This is a genomic window from Microbacterium sp. BWR-S6Y (assembly GCF_041379845.1).
Taxonomy (GTDB): Bacteria; Actinomycetota; Actinomycetes; order Actinomycetales; family Microbacteriaceae; genus Microbacterium; species Microbacterium hydrothermale.
Window position 1 is genome coordinate 46,886 of record NZ_JBFECV010000004.1, and the last position, 16,804, is coordinate 63,689.

At 71.1% G+C, this 16,804-nt stretch carries 16 protein-coding genes; 14 read left to right on the top strand and 2 right to left on the bottom strand.

Going from position 1 to position 16,804, the window contains the following annotated elements:
• Nucleotides 1–43: 43 nt before the first annotated feature.
• On the bottom strand, nucleotides 44–1,033 hold the full coding sequence (locus AB1K56_RS09670) for a sugar-binding transcriptional regulator (protein WP_371205481.1): 990 nt from the start codon (nucleotides 1,031–1,033) through the stop codon (nucleotides 44–46).
• Nucleotides 1,034–1,241: 208 nt separating this feature from the next.
• On the opposite strand from AB1K56_RS09670, the gene AB1K56_RS09675 reads away from it, so the two are divergent.
• From AB1K56_RS09675 to lysS, 14 genes are all read left to right on the top strand, one after another.
• Nucleotides 1,242–2,885, top strand: a complete 1,644-nt coding sequence (locus AB1K56_RS09675; protein ID WP_371205482.1) for an FAD-dependent oxidoreductase — start codon at nucleotides 1,242–1,244, stop codon at nucleotides 2,883–2,885.
• 10 nt (nucleotides 2,886–2,895) lie between these two features.
• Nucleotides 2,896–4,563 carry an FGGY family carbohydrate kinase gene (locus AB1K56_RS09680; RefSeq protein ID WP_371205483.1) on the top strand — a complete coding sequence of 556 codons (1,668 nt, stop codon included), beginning with the start codon at nucleotides 2,896–2,898 and terminating at the stop codon, nucleotides 4,561–4,563.
• 9 nt (nucleotides 4,564–4,572) lie between these two features.
• Nucleotides 4,573–5,124, top strand: coding sequence for a hypoxanthine phosphoribosyltransferase (gene hpt / locus AB1K56_RS09685; RefSeq protein WP_136586073.1), 552 nt, complete (start codon nucleotides 4,573–4,575; stop codon nucleotides 5,122–5,124).
• A gap of 123 nt (nucleotides 5,125–5,247) precedes the next feature.
• Nucleotides 5,248–7,251: an ATP-dependent zinc metalloprotease FtsH gene (ftsH, locus tag AB1K56_RS09690; RefSeq protein ID WP_136586072.1), complete on the top strand. Its 2,004-nt coding sequence runs from the start codon at nucleotides 5,248–5,250 to the stop codon at nucleotides 7,249–7,251.
• A 6-nt stretch (nucleotides 7,252–7,257) separates the two neighbouring features.
• Nucleotides 7,258–7,845, top strand: coding sequence for a GTP cyclohydrolase I (gene folE, locus AB1K56_RS09695; RefSeq protein ID WP_371205484.1), 588 nt, complete (start codon nucleotides 7,258–7,260; stop codon nucleotides 7,843–7,845).
• Nucleotides 7,842–8,633, top strand: coding sequence for a dihydropteroate synthase (gene folP, locus AB1K56_RS09700; protein ID WP_371205485.1), 792 nt, complete (start codon nucleotides 7,842–7,844; stop codon nucleotides 8,631–8,633). The genes folE and folP overlap by 4 nt, the downstream gene beginning before the upstream one ends.
• On the top strand, nucleotides 8,633–9,001 hold the full coding sequence (folB, locus tag AB1K56_RS09705; RefSeq protein ID WP_371205486.1) for a dihydroneopterin aldolase: 369 nt from the start codon (nucleotides 8,633–8,635) through the stop codon (nucleotides 8,999–9,001). The genes folP and folB overlap by 1 nt, the downstream gene beginning before the upstream one ends.
• Nucleotides 8,998–9,525, top strand: coding sequence for a 2-amino-4-hydroxy-6-hydroxymethyldihydropteridine diphosphokinase (gene folK, locus AB1K56_RS09710; protein WP_371205487.1), 528 nt, complete (start codon nucleotides 8,998–9,000; stop codon nucleotides 9,523–9,525). The genes folB and folK overlap by 4 nt, the downstream gene beginning before the upstream one ends.
• Complete coding sequence (locus tag AB1K56_RS09715) at nucleotides 9,522–10,007, top strand: DUF3180 domain-containing protein (RefSeq protein WP_136586067.1); 486 nt, start codon at nucleotides 9,522–9,524, stop codon at nucleotides 10,005–10,007. The genes folK and AB1K56_RS09715 overlap by 4 nt, the downstream gene beginning before the upstream one ends.
• Nucleotides 10,008–10,155: 148 nt before the next feature.
• Nucleotides 10,156–10,656, top strand: coding sequence for a PH domain-containing protein (locus AB1K56_RS09720; protein ID WP_371205783.1), 501 nt, complete (start codon nucleotides 10,156–10,158; stop codon nucleotides 10,654–10,656).
• A complete protein-coding gene (locus tag AB1K56_RS09725; RefSeq protein ID WP_371205488.1) occupies nucleotides 10,653–12,371 on the top strand; it encodes a PH domain-containing protein in 1,719 nt (572 codons plus the stop codon). The genes AB1K56_RS09720 and AB1K56_RS09725 overlap by 4 nt, the downstream gene beginning before the upstream one ends.
• Nucleotides 12,368–13,087 carry a DUF2520 domain-containing protein gene (locus AB1K56_RS09730; RefSeq protein WP_371205489.1) on the top strand — a complete coding sequence of 240 codons (720 nt, stop codon included), beginning with the start codon at nucleotides 12,368–12,370 and terminating at the stop codon, nucleotides 13,085–13,087. Before AB1K56_RS09725 ends, AB1K56_RS09730 begins: the two co-directional genes overlap by 4 nt.
• Nucleotides 13,084–13,938, top strand: a complete 855-nt coding sequence (gene panC, locus AB1K56_RS09735; RefSeq protein WP_371205490.1) for a pantoate--beta-alanine ligase — start codon at nucleotides 13,084–13,086, stop codon at nucleotides 13,936–13,938. Before AB1K56_RS09730 ends, panC begins: the two co-directional genes overlap by 4 nt.
• A gap of 168 nt (nucleotides 13,939–14,106) precedes the next feature.
• Nucleotides 14,107–15,627 carry a lysine--tRNA ligase gene (gene lysS / locus AB1K56_RS09740; protein ID WP_371205491.1) on the top strand — a complete coding sequence of 507 codons (1,521 nt, stop codon included), beginning with the start codon at nucleotides 14,107–14,109 and terminating at the stop codon, nucleotides 15,625–15,627.
• On the opposite strand, the gene AB1K56_RS09745 is transcribed toward lysS, so the two are convergent.
• The gene (locus AB1K56_RS09745; protein ID WP_371205492.1) at nucleotides 15,578–16,729 is read right to left on the bottom strand and encodes a DUF4192 family protein; all 1,152 of its coding nucleotides are present in this window, start codon (nucleotides 16,727–16,729) and stop codon (nucleotides 15,578–15,580) included. The two genes, lysS and AB1K56_RS09745, sit on opposite strands and share 50 nt — an antisense overlap.
• Nucleotides 16,730–16,804: the final 75 nt, after the last annotated feature.

Consider the following 16,804-nt stretch of genomic DNA (forward strand, 5'->3'; position numbering starts at 1 on the left):
CAAATGGTTATTCTGTTATTGAATGGTGATGCGCAGTGCGATGTTAAGAAGCGATGCTGCCGGTGTCAACCCCGGACGCCACGAGGTGGCGCGCGGTCGTCTCGTCTGTCACGAGGACGTCGATCCAGTGGCCGCGCACCGCCGCGAGCACGGCCGCGTGCTTGCGGCGCCCGCCCGCCACGGCGATCCGTCTGCCGGCGGTGCGGAGCTGATCGAGCTCCATTCCCAGGACCAGTTCGCCCAGATCGGATGCCACGGGCTCGCCGTACGCGTCGAGGAAGCGGAGTCCGATCTCGCCGACGGCGCCCTGCGCGCGCGCGCCCGCGAACTGCGCGTCGGTGAAGAAGTTCTCGCCCGGGCTCAGGGGGGCGGCCGCGCGGACCTCGCCGATGCCCACGAGCGCCAGGTCGAGGTGGTCCATGGCCGCCAGGGCCCGTCGGGCGTGGGGGTCCCCGTCCAGAAGGGCGGCGCGCATCGCGGCGGTCGACACCACGCCGGGGGCGCGGAGGAACACCGGATCGCCGCCGGTCGCCCGCGCGAAGCGCTCGGTGGTGAGGGCCGCTCGATGCTGCAGTGAGGGGCGACCGACATCGCCGAGCAGCTCGACGATGTGCCCGGCGTTGGCGCGGGGGAGGTCGGGGAGCACGTCGACCGCGGCCTGCAGGGCGCGCGACCATGAGGTCAGCCCGATCGTGCGGCCGTCGATGGGGGCCAGTTGCAGCACCGGGACGAGAGCGCGCGCGAGTGCGGGGACCACGTCGTCGCCGGCGGTCGTCTCCACGATGTGCACCTCGCGCAGTCCGAAGGTCTCTTCGACCGCCTGCTCGAGGTCGTTGTGGAATCCGGAGGGCGGGATGACGATCGTGCGAGCGATCCCGTGCTCCCCCGCCGCCGTCAGCAGACGGGAGACCCCCGCCTGGGACAGTCCCATCTCTTCGGCGATCTCGGTCTGCACCAGGCCGCGCCGGTAGTACAGATGGGCGACCTTCGTCATGGCCCGGGTCGAGCTCGAATCCTTCGCGAGGGGTGCCATCGCGCCCGTCCTTCCTGTCGCTCTCGGTGCCGTGGATGCGCGTCGTGCGTGCCCGTTCCGGAGCCGTCCGCCATCTGTCAGACTCGGCGTTCACGGGTCCCGAAGCCCGGTTGACGCTTCCCGTCGTGACGGCTGCGCGCTACGATAGTGGAAACACATTCAATGTGCGACTGAATATTCAGGCACACCACGGTCAAGGGAGACACACGTGGAGAACGTCGATCACCCCACCTTCGACATCGTCGTCATCGGCGCCGGCATCAACGGTCTCGGCATCGCCCGCGACGCCGCCGAGCGTGGACTCTCCGTCGCGCTGGTCGAGCAGGAGGACGTCTGCGCGGGGGTGTCCGCCTGGTCGGGACGGCTCGTGCACGGAGGGCTGCGCTACCTCGAGCGCGGCGACGTGCGGTTGGTGCGCGAGTCGCTGCGCGAGCGCGAACTCCTTTTCAAAGTGGCGCCCCACCTCGTGAAGCCGGTGCGGTTGATCATGCCGTTCTACGCGCGCAACACCCGCCCGTCGTGGATGATCCGCCTCGGCATGCTCGCCTACGACGTGCTCTCGGTCGACAAGTCGGTGTCGTGGCACCGGATCCTGTCGACCACGGCCGTGCGCCGTCGCTTCACCGGCATGTCGCACGAGGGGCTCAGTGGTGCGGCCCTCTTCACCGATGGCCAGGTCGAGTACGCCGAACGTCTGTGCGTCGAGCTCGCCGTCGCCGCGGTGGACGCGGGGGCTCGTCTCTTCCTGCACACGCGCGCGATCGGCGTGCTCGGCACCGGAAGAGAGGTGACGGGCGTGCGCGTGCGCTCCGCCGACGGCGCCGTGCGCGACATCTCGGCGAAGCTGACCATCAATGCCGGAGGCCCCTGGGTCGACGCCGTCCTGCGCGGCGACTCCGCGGCATCCACCCTCCCGTCCGTCCCTTCGCCCCGTCTCATCGGCGGGGCGAAGGGAAGCCACATCATCGTGGACCCGTTCCCCGGAGCCCCCGACGATGTCGTGTACTACGAGTCCCAGACCGACGGCCGGCTCGTCCTGGTGATCCCCTGGATGGGGCGCTACCTCATCGGCTGCACCGACACGAAGTTCGAGCTCGATCCCGACGAGGCGCGCGCCGAGTCGGACGAGATCGACTATCTGCTGACCGAGACCAACGCGCTCGTGCCCGGTGCGAACCTCACCGTCGACGACGTCCTCTACACCTACAGCGGCGTGCGCCCCCTGCCCTACGCCCCCGACATCCCCGAGTGGAAGGTGCCGCGCAGCCACATCGTGCGCGACCACGTCAAGGACGGCCACTCCGGGCTCCTCTCCATCGTCGGGGGGAAGCTCACCACCTACCGGCAGCTGGCGGAGGATGCCGTCGACAAGGCGGTCAAGATCCTCCGCGCCGGGCTGAAGCACCCGGTCAGCAGGCACCAGCCGTTCCCGGGCGCCCGCGCCGCCGACATGGTCGAGTTCGAGGCCGGGGTCCTGTCCACGACCCTTGTGCGCCGCGACACCGCCGAACGCCTCTGGGCGCTGTACGGCACGCGGGCCGAGCGGGTGCTCGATCTCGTTCGCGAACGCCCCGAGCTCGCTGAGCGCTTCGACCCGGAATCGCCCGCGATCGCCGCCGAGCTCGTCTTCGCCGTGCGCCACGAGTTCGCCGAGACCCTCACCGACGTCTTCGCGCGCCGTCTGCTGCTCGCGTTCGAGCCGACCCACGGCATCCGGGGCGTCGATCGCGCCGCCGACATCCTCGCGGCCCTCGAGGGGTGGGACGCCGAGCGGCGGGATGCCGAGATCGCAGGCTACCGGCGCTGGCTCGACCACCTGCGGGTGCCCGCGCGCACCGCGCAGCCCGCGTGAGAAGCCGTCGATGACCTCCCCCGGCTACGTCCTCGCTCTCGACGAGGGTTCGAGCAGTGCCCGCGCCGTCCTGATCGACCCCCAGGGAGCGATCGTCGGCGAAGCCTCGGTCGACATCGCGGCATCGTTCCCGCACGAAGGGTGGGTCGAGCTCGATCCGTTCGACCTCTGGGAGGCGCCGCGTTCGGCGATCGCCGCCGCCCTCGCACGTGCCCGCGTCCACGGCTCCCAGATCGTCGCTGTCGGGGTGACCTCGCACCGCGAGACGATCGTCATGTGGGACCGATCGACCGGTCGGCCGGTCTACAACGCCATCATGTGGATGTCGAAGCAGACCGACGGCATCGTCCAGGAGTGGTCCGAGCGCGGCCTGGACGGGGAGTTCCGCACCCGCACCGGTGTGCGCAACGACTCCTTCTTCTCCGCCGCGAAGGTGGCCTGGCTGCTGCGCAACGTCGACGGGGTCCGCGAACGGGCCGAACGCGGCGAACTCGCCATCGGCACCCCCGAGACCTGGTTGCTGTGGAACCTGACCGGCGGCGCGGTGCACCGCACCGAGCCGGGGGCGGCGTCACGAACGGGGCTGATGTCGCTCGAGCGCGCCGCGTGGGACGAGGAGTTCTGCGCGATCCTCGACATCCCCACGAGCCTGCTTCCCGAGATCGTGCCGTCCGCGGGGTGGTTCGGCGACGTCGCCCCCGGTGTCATCCCGGGCGCCGAGGGGCACACGATCCCGATCCTCGCGGTGCTCGGCGACCAGCAGGCGGGTTTGTTCGGCGAGGCCTGCCTCGACAGCGGCAGCGCGAAGAACACCTTCGGCACGGCGGGGGTCCTCACCGTGAACGTCGGCGGGCAGCCGCGGACGCTCCCCGGCATGTGCAGCAGCGTCGCGTGGCAGTTCGGCGACACCGTCACCTACGAGGCCGAGGGTGTCGTGTTCCACAGCGGCCAGACCATCCAGTGGCTCCGCGACCGTCTCGGTATCCTCCCGGGTGCTGCGGCGAGCGAGCGGTTGGCCGAGAGCGTGCCCGACAGTGGCGGGGTGTACCTCGTGCCCGCTTTCGCGGGACTGTTCGACCCGCACTGGGACCGCAACGCACGCGGGGGCATCGTCGGGCTGACCCTGGAGTCGACCGCCGCGCACGTCATCCGCGCGGGCATTGAGGCGATGGCGTTCCAGACCCGCGACAACGTCGACAATCTGCGCCGTAACGGAGTCTCCATCCCGCTTCTCAAGGTCGACGGCGGAGCGACGCGCAACAACCTGCTGTGCCAGTTCCAGGCCGACATCCTCGGCATCCCGGTCGCGCGTCCGCAGGGGCTGGAGCGCACGGCGCTCGGCATCGGTCACCTCGCCGGATCGGGCGCCGGGCTGTGGCGGCGCGACGAGATCGCCGACCGGTGGCACCTCGAGCGGGTCTTCGAGCCGCAGATGCCGGACGCCGAACGCGAGGATCGCTACCAGGGGTGGATGGATGCCATCGCCTCGGTGCGGAGCCTGCCGCCGCGGCGGAGAGGGTCCGCGCCGTCGTCCAGCGGGGCGGGTGCCACGCCGACCGCGGGTGCACGCCCGGCGGCGAATCTCCCGTCATCCGTCGGGGGAGGGGGGTCGGCGTCAGCGACCTCGGTCCCCGCGGTGCGGCCGTCCCTCGGTGAAGCCGCGTTCTCTCCTGCGTAGACTCGTCAGATGCGCGCGGCCGACATCTCCGACGACATCAGCGAAGTCCTCCTCACCGAGGAGCAGATCCACGGCAAGCTCGCCGAACTGGCGACGCAGGTCGTCGCCGACTACGAGGGGCGCGACGTCGTGCTCGTGGGCGTGCTCAAGGGGGCGGTCATGGTCATGGCCGACTTCGCCCGCCACCTGCCGATGCACGTGTCGATGGACTGGATGGCCGTGTCGTCGTACGGCGCGTCCACCCGGTCGAGCGGCGTGGTGCAGATCCGCAAAGACCTCGACACCGACATCACCGGCAAGCACGTGCTGATCGTCGAGGACATCATCGACTCCGGCCTGACCTTGAGCTGGCTGCTCGAGAACTTCGCCTCGCGCGGGGCGGAGTCGGTCGAGGTGCTCGCGCTGCTGCGCAAGCCCGACGCGATGAAGGTCGAAGTGGACTGCCGCTACGTCGGTTTCGACATTCCGAACGATTTCGTCATCGGCTACGGACTCGACTACGCGGAGAAGTACCGCAACCTGCGCGATGTGGCGGTGCTCGCGCCGCACGTGTATTCCTGAGGCGTTCGGAGCGCCGTCTCCGTACGCCCTCGACGAACGCACAGGCCCGGCATAGTCCGTGGGCGTTAGCCTGATGCGACCGCGTTTCTGCGGAGGATCACGAAAGGGCTGGGCTCGCCCACCATGAATTTCAAGAAGATCACGCGCAATCCGATCGTCTACGTTCTGCTGGTCGGTCTGCTTCTGGTCATCGGTTTCTCCCTCATCTCCAACCTCAGTGGTGCCCGTCAGGTGTCCACCAAGGAGGGTCTGGATCTGCTCAAGGGCGGAACCGTGACGCAGGTCGTCACCAACGATCCCGACCAGCGCGTCGATCTGACGTTGTCGCAGCCCTTCGAGGGCGCGAACGACGTGCAGTTCTACTTCAGCCAGGCCCGCGCGAACGAGGTCGCGAGCGCGATCGACGCGGCGGCCCCCGCCGACGGCTTCAACGACGTCGTGCCCAAGCCCAGCTGGTTCGACGGTCTGCTCGGCCTGATGCTCCCGCTGATCCTGCTCGGTCTGCTCTTCTGGTGGCTGCTGTCCAGCGCCCAGGGCGGCGGCAGCAAGGTGATGCAGTTCGGCAAGTCGCGCGCGAAGCTCGTCACCAAAGAGACGCCCACCGTCACCTTCCAGGATGTCGCGGGCTCCGACGAGGCGATCGAGGAGCTCGACGAGATCAAGGAGTTCCTCAAGGACCCCAAGAAGTTCGAAGAGGTCGGCGCCCGCATCCCCAAGGGCGTGCTGCTGTACGGCCCTCCCGGAACCGGTAAGACCCTCCTCGCGCGCGCCGTCGCGGGAGAGGCCGGCGTGCCGTTCTACTCGATCTCGGGTTCGGACTTCGTCGAGATGTTCGTCGGTGTCGGCGCCAGCCGCGTCCGCGACCTGTTCAACCAGGCCAAGGAGAGCTCCCCGGCCATCATCTTCATCGACGAGATCGACGCCGTCGGTCGCCACCGCGGCGCCGGCATGGGCGGCGGTCACGACGAGCGCGAGCAGACGCTGAACCAGATGCTCGTCGAGATGGACGGCTTCGACCCCAAGGTCAACGTCATCGTGATCGCGGCGACCAACCGCCCCGACATCCTCGACCCGGCCCTGCTGCGCCCCGGCCGCTTCGACCGTCAGATCGGCGTCGACGCCCCCGATCTGAAGGGCCGTCAGCGCATCCTCGAGGTGCACGGCCGCGGCAAGCCGCTGTCGGACTCGGTCGACCTCGAGGTCGTCGCGCGCAAGACGCCCGGCTTCACGGGTGCCGACCTGGCGAACGTCCTCAACGAGGCCGCGCTGCTGACCGCGCGCTCCAACGCCCAGCTCATCGACAACCGCGCCCTCGACGAGGCCATCGACCGCGTCATCGCGGGTCCGCAGCGCCGTACGCGCGTGATGAAGGACAAGGAGAAGCTCATCACGGCCTACCACGAGGGCGGTCACGCTCTCGCCGCGGCGGCGATGAACCACACCGACCCCGTGACGAAGGTCACCATCCTCCCGCGCGGCAAGGCGCTCGGGTACACGATGGTCCTCCCGCTGGACGACAAGTACTCCGTCACGCGCAACGAGCTGCAGGACCAGCTGACCTACGCGATGGGCGGCCGTGTCGCGGAGGAGATCGTGTTCCACGACCCCACCACCGGCGCCTCGAACGATATCGAGAAGGCCACGAGCATCGCGCGCAAGATGGTCACCGAGTACGGCATGACCAACGAGGTCGGCCCCGTGAAGCTCGGCTCGTCGTCGGGCGAGGTGTTCATGGGTCGCGACATGGGTCACGGCCGCGACTTCTCGGAGCGCATCGCGGAGCGCGTCGACGCCCAGGTGCGCGCGCTCATCGAGCAGGCGCACAACGAGGCCTACCAGGTGATCAACGACAACCGCGAGGTGCTCGACCGCCTGGCCCTGGCCCTGCTCGAGAAGGAGACGCTCGACCACATCGAGCTCGCCGAGATCTTCAAGGATGTCAAGCGACTCACGCCGCGCCCCCAGTGGCTGTCGTCGGGCGACCGTCCCGTCTCGGACCAGCCTCCCGTCGAGGTGCCGCGTCGCCAGGCGCCGGCCGGCATCGCGGCGTCCGCCGAGGCGGAGGCGCAGACGACCGCGGCTGCGCACCCCCGTCCGAGCGGACAGACGCGCCCGGCGACCGCCTGAGGCGCCGTGGCCGTCGATCGAGAACGGGTCGCAGCCCTCGTCCGCGAGCTGCTGGAGGCGATCGGGGAGGACCCCGATCGCCCCGGCCTTCGCCAGACTCCCGCACGCGTCGCCGACAGCTACGCCGAGTTCTTCTCGGGAGTGGACCAGGATGCCGGCGCCCCGCTGCAGCACACCATCTCGGTGACGCGCGGGCCCGCGCCCGACACACTGCCGTCCGGTGCCGTGATGGTGCGCGACATCGCGTTCCGCTCGATGTGCGAGCACCACCTCCTGCCCTTCCGGGGGCGCGCTCACGTGGCGTACCTCCCGGGGGAGGAGGTCGTGGGTCTGGGCGCCCTGCCCAAGGTCATCGACGTGCTCGCGGCGCGACCGCAGGTGCAGGAACGGCTCGGCGAGCAGGTGGCCGACGCGATCGCCTCGGCCCTCGACGCGCGCGGAGTGCTCGTCGTGCTGGACGCCACGCACGAGTGCGTGACCATGCGCGGCGGTCGACAGCTCGACGCCTCGACCGTGACGATCGCGGCCCGCGGCGCGTACGCCGAGCCGGGTGCCCGCAGCGAGCTCGTCGCCCTGATCGGCGCTCGCGGATGACGCTCGTGATGGCGATCGTGAACGTCACCCCCGATTCGTTCAGCGACGGCGGTCGTTACCTCGACCCCGACGTCGCGATCGCGCACGCCCGCTCCTTGCGCGCCCAGGGTGCGGACCTGCTCGACGTCGGCGGCGAGTCCACGCGCCCGGGAGCGGAGCGGGTGGCGCCGAGGGTCGAGCAGCAGCGCGTTCTGCCGGTGGTCGCGGCTCTGGCATCCGAGGGGGCGTTCGTCAGCATCGACACGATGAACGCCTCGACCGCGCGAGCCGCCGTCGCGGCGGGCGCCCGCCTGGTGAACGACGTCTCGGGGGGCCTCGCCGACCCGGAGATGTTCGCCGCGATCGCCGAGAGCGGAGCCGAGGTGGCGATCGGCCACTGGCGGGGACCCTCGAGCGAGATGTACGCGCGAGCGGAGTATGTCGACGTCGCGGCCGAGGTCGTCGCCGAGCTCGACGAGCGCGTCGCCGCCGCGGAGGCGGCCGGCATCCCGTCGTCGCGGATCGTCGTCGATCCCGGTATCGGGTTCGGCAAGCGCGGTGATCAGAACTGGCGGACGCTGCGGGCCCTCCCCGCTCTCGTCGCCCGGGGCCACCGCGTGCTCGTCGGCACGAGCCGCAAGAGGTTCCTCGCCGACGCCCTCGGCGACGACGCCGATCTTCCCCGACGCGATCTCGCGACCGCCGTCACGAGCGCTCTCGCCGCCGGCGCGGGCGCCTGGGCGGTCCGCGTGCACGATGTTCCGACCACTCGCGACGCCCTCGCCGTCGCCCGCGCCTGGGAGTCCTGATGGATGCCGCCGACCGCATCACCCTGACGGGCGTGCGCGCCTTCGGATACCACGGGGTCTACCCCGATGAGAAGCGCGACGGGCAGGAGTTCGTCGTCGATGCGACCGTGTTCCTGCCCCTGCGGCGTGCCGCGGAGACGGATGACGTCGTCGACACGGTGCACTACGGCGAGCTGGCCGAGCGCATCGCCGCGATCGTGGCGGGAGACCCGGTCGATCTGCTCGAGAAGCTCGCGGCGCGCATCGCCGACGACGTCCTGCTCGACGAGCGGATCGACGCCGTCACCGTGACCGTGCACAAGCCGGCGGCGCCGATCCCCGTCCCGTTCGCCGACGTGTCGGTGACGATCACGCGGACGCGCTCGTGAGCGTGCGGTTGGCGCACGGGATCGGCGACGCCCCTCGGACCTCGCCCGTCGCGGCGGTCGTCGCCCTGGGCGCGAACCTGGGCGAGCGCGCCGAGACGCTGGCCGCCGCGGTCACCGAGCTGCGGGCCCTTCCCCTCACGGAGGACGTGCGGGTGTCGACTCCGATCGAGACCGTCGCCGTCACGCTGCAGGGCGAGGACGATGACGCTCCCCGGTACCTGAACGCCGTCGCGACGCTGCGCACGCGTCTCGCCCCCACGGCACTGCTCGCGGCGCTGCACCGCATCGAGGCCCGCCACGGGCGCGTCCGCCGCGAGCGGTGGGGCGACCGCACGCTCGATCTCGACCTCATCGCGTACGGTGCGGAGGTCATCGACCGCGACGACCTCGTCGTCCCGCACCCTCGGGCGCACGAGCGCGACTTCGTGCTCGTGCCCTGGCTCGAGGTGGATCCGGATGCCGAGATCCCCGGCCGGGGCCGGGTCGACGACCTGCTGCGAGATCTGCGAGGAGAAGCGACGTGAAGCGCACGGGAGCCGGCATCCTGATCATCGCCGTGATCATCGGCGGCGTGTTCGGCTTCGTGCTCGACACCATGCTCACCGCGATGGGCCGGGCGACCTTCGTACCCGCCGCGAGCCTCCCGACGATTTTGGCGCTGCTGGGGGTCGTGATCGTCGTGCTCGCCGTGCCGGTCTACCGCGCGACGCGCGGGCGCAGCGATCGACGCATCGACCCGTTCCGTGCCCTGCGCATCGCGATGCTCGCGAAGGCTTCGTCTCTCGTCGGGGCGGCGGCGCTCGGCTTCGGCGTGGGACTGCTGGCCTTCTTGTTGAGCCGACCGGCGACCCCGTCGATAGGCTCGATGGGATCGATCATCGCGACGGTCGTGTGCGCAGTCGTCCTCGTCGTCGCGGGTCTCGTGGCCGAGCAGCTCTGCACCCTCCGGAAGGACGACGATGACGACACCCCCGGAGACACCCCTGCCGGGCCCATCGGGATCTGACCCGTCCGGATCCGGCCCGTCGGGATCCGGCCCGTCGGGGTCTGACCCGTCGGGGTCTGACCCGTCGGGATCCGGCCCGTCGGGATCCGCCCCGTCGGGGTCTGACCCGTCGGGCGAGCGCGCGCTCGATGAGGGCACTTTCTCGCGCATCCTCGAGCCGCGTTCGTCGGGCCGTCTGCCCCTCGGCGACGGCACGTGGCACCAGCTGGCGCGCGCCTACGTGTGGGTCCAGCTGATCTCGCAGGGCGCGGTGTTCGTCCTCGTGCTCGCCGTGGCCGTCGCGCTCCAGCTCTTCTTGGGGCTGCCCTGGCCCTGGATTCCCGCGGGGATCGTGCTGGTGATCACGGCGATCGGACTGCTCATCACCCCACGACAGGCGCGCTCCTTCGGGTATCAGCTGCGCCACGACGACCTCGTCTTCCGCCGCGGCATCCTGTGGCAGCGCGTCGTCGCCGTGCCGTACGGGCGCATGCAGCTCGTCGACATCACGCACGGCCCGCTGGACCGCGGCTTCGGGATCGCTCAGCTCAAACTCGTCACGGCGGCGGCGTCGACGGGGGTCACGATCCCCGGCCTCACGCAGGAGGCGGCCGAGCAGTTGCGCGACACGCTCGTCGCCGTGGCGGAGACCCGGCGGACGGGGCTGTGAGCGACCCGGGGCGGGAGCCCGGCGCGGCCGGAGGCGATCCCGAGGAGCGGTCCGGTGCGGCCGGGGGTGGTGCGGGCGAGGGGCCCGGGGCCGTCGGAGATGGCGCAAGGGCCGCGTTTGGCGCGGTCGACGGCGACCCGGGAGAGGCTCGCGCGGCCGGGGGAGACCCGGGGGCGCGACGCGGCCCGGTCGTCCGCTCGCCGTACAGCGACGGGGAGTGGCACCGACTGCACCCGCTGACGCCGCTGCTGCGCGGAGGCCTGTCGCTGCTCGTGATCGGTGGTCTCATCGTCGCCAACCTGCGCGAGCGGCTGCTGGAATTGTTCTTCCCCGTCTTCACCGACCTGCCGCCGGGTGAGCTCCCACCCGATCCCGTGGACTTCCTGCTCGCGAACAACCTGATCCTCATCGCGGCGGGTGTGGCGCTCGTGGTGCTGATCGTGCTGCTGGCGTTGTTCCGCCTCTCCTGGCGTTTCCACACGCTGCGCATCGGGGCGGACGATGTCGAGGTGCGCTCCGGAGTGCTCTTCCGCACGCATCGTCGCGCTCCGCTGGACCGCGTGCAAGGGGTGAATCTGACGCGCCCGATGCTCGCGCGCCTCCTCGGGCTGGCGAAGCTCGAGGTGGTCGGCGCCGGCCTCGATGCGAACGTCAAGCTCGAGTACCTGTCGGGTAAGGACGCCGAGGCGATCCGCGGCGACATCCTGCGCTTGGCCTCGGGTCGCCGCTTGGCCGGGGCCGGGGCCGACCCGCGCGACCGCCGACCTCTGGTGACCGTGGCCGCCGACACCGTGGCGGACGGACTGCAGGGGATCGTCGACGGGGAGGACTTCTCCGACGCCGAGCCCGAGAGCATCGTGCGCATCCCCCTCGGCCGTCTCGTGGCGTCGCGCGTACTGAGCGGTTCGACGCTCGTGCTCATCGCCTTCGTCATCGGCATCGTGGTCGCCGCGTCGGTATCGACGCTGTGGCTGCTGTTCACGGTCGTGCCCATGTTCCTCGCCTTCGGGGCGTATTACGTGCGTTCCGTCGCGCGGGGGCTGCGCTATTCGATCGCCCCGACGTCCGACGGGGTGAGGGTGACGTTCGGTCTGTTCACGACCGTGACAGAGGTCGTTCCGCCGGGACGCGTCCACGCCATCGAGGTGCGGCAGCCGTTGCTCTGGCGGCCGTTCGGGTGGTGGTCGGTCACGGTGAACCGTCTGTCGGGACGAGCCTCCACGGACTCCGGCACCGATCAGCTCGCGGCCGTGCTGCCCATCGGGACGCGTGCCGACGTGGAGCGCGTGCTCCGGATCCTCGCCCCCGGGCTGCCGGGCGACGAATGGACACTCGTGTTCCGCGACGGCATCCTGGGTCCGGTGGAAGACGACCCCTATCTGACGACCCCTCGGCGCGCGCGGTGGCTCCGGCCGCTGTCGTGGCGCCGCAACGGCGTGCTCCTCACCGCCGACGCCCTGCTGCTGCGTCGGGGCTGGATCTGGCGTTCGCTCACCCTGCTGCCGTTGGCCCGGCTTCAGTCGGTCGGCGTCCACCAGGGGCCGCTGGCCCGCTCCCTCCGCACGGCGACGCTCACGGGACACGTCATCGCGGGAACGGTGCAGACGACGCTCGGCGCGATCGACCGCGACGACGCGCTCCGTCTGTTCGACGCAACCGCCCGGGGCGCGGTGGCGGCGGCCGCGGGCGACCGCACGCACCGGTGGGCCGGATGAGCGGGCGGGACGGACGCCTCGGGGTGGGCGTCATCGGTGCCGGCCGCGTCGGACCCGTCATCGCGGCGGCGCTCGCCGGGGCGGGACACGCCCTGACCGGCATCACCTCCGGCTCCGACGACGATCGCGTCGAGGCGATCCTCCCCGGAGTCCCGCAGCTCACCGCCGACGAGGTCGCTCGACGCAGCGAACTCGTGGTGATCGCGGTCCCGCACGAGCAGCTCCCGGGTCTGGTCGCAGGGCTCGCCGAGGTCGGAGCGTGGCAGCCCGGGCAACTCGTTCTGCACACCGACGCCGCGTACGGAGCGAGAGTGCTCGATCCCGCGACGCAGCGGGGCGCCATCCCCCTGGCGATCCACCCCGCGATCGTCTTCACCGGTGCCTCGTCGATCGACCTGCGACAGCTGGCCCAGGCGTACGCGGCGGTGACCGCCCCTGCTCCCGTTCTCCCGATCGCGCAGGCGCTCGCGGTGGAGCTCGGGTGCGAGCCCGTCGTGGTCGCGGAGGACGACAGGCCGACGTACGCCGAGGCGATCGCGACGGCGACGGAGTTCTCGCGCTCCATCGTGCGGCAGTCGTCGGAACTGCTCCGTGGCGTGGGCGTCGACAATCCCGGCGGGTATTTGTCGGCCCTGGTCCGATCGAGCGTCGACCAGGCCCTCGTCGACGGCGGCGGCGCGGGCCGCCTCGGCGGCGACGCTACGATCGACGGATGATCGCCACCCTCGAGGATCTGCGCGCCCGACTCGACGAGATCCGAGGGACCGAGCGACGTGCCGCGGGACCCCGTGTCGCCCTCGTGTCCACGCTCGGGGCTCTCCACGACGGGCACGTCGACCTCATCACGCGCGCCAGGGAGTCGGCGGACGTCGTGGTCGTGTCGACCTTCGTCAATCCGCTGCGCTTCCGCACCGCGGAGGACACGGCCGCCTATCCCCGCACCCCCGACGTCGACGCACGCGTGCTCGGCGATCTGGGGGTCGACGTGATCTTCGCCCCGTCGGCCGCCGAGTTCCTCCCCGCCGGCACGGCGACGACGAGGGTCTCCGCGGGCGACATCGGCCTCCGCTACGAGGGGCGCGTGCGCCCGTTCTACTTCGACGGGGTGCTGACCGTCGAGGCCAAGCTGTTCAACCTCGTCTCCCCGCACGTCGCCGTGTACGGCGAGCGCGATCTGCAGCGGATCTTCCTGGTGCGACGCATGGTGCGCGACCTCGACATCCCGGTCGAGATCGAGACGGTCGCCACGGTCCGCACCGACGACGGGCTGCCGGTGTCGAGCCGGATCGCGCTCCTGGAGGACGCCGATCGACGCGCGGCCGCCAAGCTCCCGCGTGCGCTCGAGGCCGCCGCGTCGAACGCCGATCTCGGCGTGGACGCCTGCATCGCCGCCGCGCAGTCGGCGCTCATGGGTGAGCAGCGCATCGCGCTCGAATATCTGAGCGTGGTCGATCCCTCGACCTTCCTCCCGGTCGACGACGGTCACCGCGGTCGGGCGTTCGCGCTGATCGCGGCGACGGTCGGGGGTCACCGCTTCATCGACAACGCCGAGATCTCGCTGCGCTGACGCCGCCCCCGAACGTCCGCGCCGACGTCGGCGACGGGTCGCCGCGACCGGTGCGGCTCGGGGGAGCGCGCGCGGAACGCCCACGTCGGAGCGCTCGGACGAGCGCCGGCGCCCCAACGGCCGTGGGCCGGGCGAATACACTGGGGAGGACCCCGAGGAGCTTCCACGATGACCGACGCGCCTGCGAACGACGCTGCCGAACCCACCGAAGACGAGGTCTTCGAGCAGAAAGCGGTACGCCTGGCCAAGCGCGAGCGCCTGCTCGCCGAGCGTGCTGACGCCGCGGGCGGCGCCTACCCGGTCGCGGTGCCCGTCACGACCACGATCACGGCGCTGCGCGCGCGTTTCGGTGACCTGGAGGCCGGCGCGGAGACGGGAGAGACCGCGGGCGTCGCGGGTCGCGTCGTCTTCAGCCGCAACACCGGCAAGCTCTGCTTCGCGTCTCTTCAGGCCGGCGACGGCAGCCGCATCCAGGCGATGGTCTCGCAGGGTGTCGTGGGCGAGGAGTCGCTGCAGGCGTGGAAGGAGCTCGTCGACCTCGGCGATCACGTGTTCGTCTCGGGCGAGGTCATCTCGAGCCGCCGCGGTGAACTCTCGATCATGGTCGCCGAGTGGCGCATCGCCTCCAAGGCCGTGCTCCCCCTGCCGAACCTGCACACGGAGCTCAGCGAGGAGAGCCGGGTGCGCAGCCGGTTCCTCGACCTGATCGTGCGCGACCGCGCCCGCGACACCGTGCTCGCGCGCGCCAAGGTCAACGCGAGCCTCCGACGCACCTTCACCGAGCGGGACTTCGTCGAGGTCGAGACGCCGATGCTGCAGGTGCAGCACGGCGGCGCCTCCGCGCGCCCCTTCACGACCCACTCCAACGCCTTCGACACCGAGCTCTTCCTCCGCATCGCGCCGGAGCTCTACCTCAAGCGTGCGGTCGTCGGCGGCATCGATCGCGTGTACGAGATCAACCGGAACTTCCGCAACGAGGGTTCCGACTCCACGCACAGCCCCGAGTTCGCGATGCTCGAGGCATACCAGGCGTACACCGACTACAACGGCATCGCCGACCTCACCCAGACCCTGATCCAGGACGCCGCGATCGCGGTTGCGGGATCGACCACGGTCACCTGGGCGGACGGCACCGAGTACGACCTCGGCGGGGAGTGGGACCGCATCTCGATGTACGACTCGCTGTCGGCGGCATCCGGTCACGCCGTCACCCCCGAGACGTCGATCGACGAGCTGCGCGCGCTCGGCGAAGAGTCCGGCGTCGACGCGCCGCCCCACGAGACGCACGGCAAGTGGGTCGAGGAGCTGTGGGAGCACTTCGTGAAGGGCGGGCTGACGCGTCCGACCTTCGTCATGGACTTCCCTGTCGATACCAGCCCGCTGGTGCGCGAGCACCGCTCGATCGCGGGCGTGGTGGAGAAGTGGGATCTGTACGTGCGCGGCTTCGAGCTCGCCACCGGATACTCCGAGCTCGTCGACCCGGTCATCCAGCGCCAGCGTTTCGTCGAGCAGGCGAAGCTCGCCGCTCGCGGTGACGACGAGGCCATGCCCATCGACGAGGAGTTCTTGCGGGCTCTGGAGCACGGGATGCCGCCGACGGGCGGCATGGGAATGGGGATCGACCGTCTGCTGATGGCGATCACCGGCCTCGGGATCCGCGAGACGATCCTCTTCCCCCTCGTGAAGTAGGCCGCTCGAAGACCCACTCCGGCAGGCGGCCCGCGTCGAGCAGGCTCAGCATGATCGTGCTCAGGCCGTGCTGGGCGTCGATGCGGAGGGCCTCCTCGGCGTACGTGGCCGCGTGGGAAGAGCGTCCCTGGGCCCAGGCCAGCCACGCGCACGCCGACAGGGCGCCCGGTCGCCGCTCGGCGGGCAGTGCGGCGGCGGTGGCGCGGCAGAGGTCGAGAGCCGTGCGGAGCCGGGCCGGGTCGGGTCGGGCTCCTTCGCCCCACATCGGACGGGCGAGGTCTTCGGGGAACGGTCCGCCGATGCCGAACGCCGTCTGCGCGTCGAGGACGGCGTCGCCCCGTGCGGCGTTGACGGCCCACTGCATGAGCGCCACGTCGCGCAGGAGCGGACGCTCGAGGCAGAACGCCAGGGCGGCCGTCATCGACGCCGTCACCCGGTCGGCGGTGAGGGCTTTCTCGAACAGGGCCGGCGGATCGGCGACGAGCGCGGCGACCTCGTCGGCTCGCGCGCGGCGGCCGAGCGGAAGCCGGCGCCGCGCCCCCGGGGTGCTCAGCAGGTCGTCGACGTCGCGCAGAACGGCGACGAGCGCCCGGGTGGTCTCGTCGTCGACCGTCGGCAGCGCGGCGGCGGAGAACTGGTCGGTGCCGGGCAGGTCTTCGGGGATCTCGGCGGCGGCCGCGGCGATGTCGGACAGTCGACCGCGGGACGCGTCCGACGGGTCGAGGTAGCAGCCCCAGGCGTCGGGGCCGACGACGAGGGCGTCGAGCACGCGCAGGCCGCAGATGCCCGCGCGGGCGAGGACCTCGTCGACGAGATGACGCTCGGGAAGATCGCCGTCGCCCGACAGGGGCTCGTCCGTGTAGACGATCGGGACGATGGCATCCGTCGAGGCGACCTTGCACGCCATGCCGATGACGGTGGAGGCGACGCTCTCGGCCTCCCTCTGCCCGCCGCGGGGGAGATCGACGCGCATGGCGCCCGACGACTGACCGTCCGCGAATGGGACGACGACGAGGCTGGCACGCGGTGTGCACTCCAGGAGGTGGGGCACGAGGGCGAGGAAGGAAGCGGAGGAGCGGGTTCGGACGACGGTGGTGGTCATGGGCACGAGGGTGCCGCGTCGGGGCGCGAGCGCGCGGGCCGGGAAACCTCGATCGTGGAGAACCCGTCCATCGTC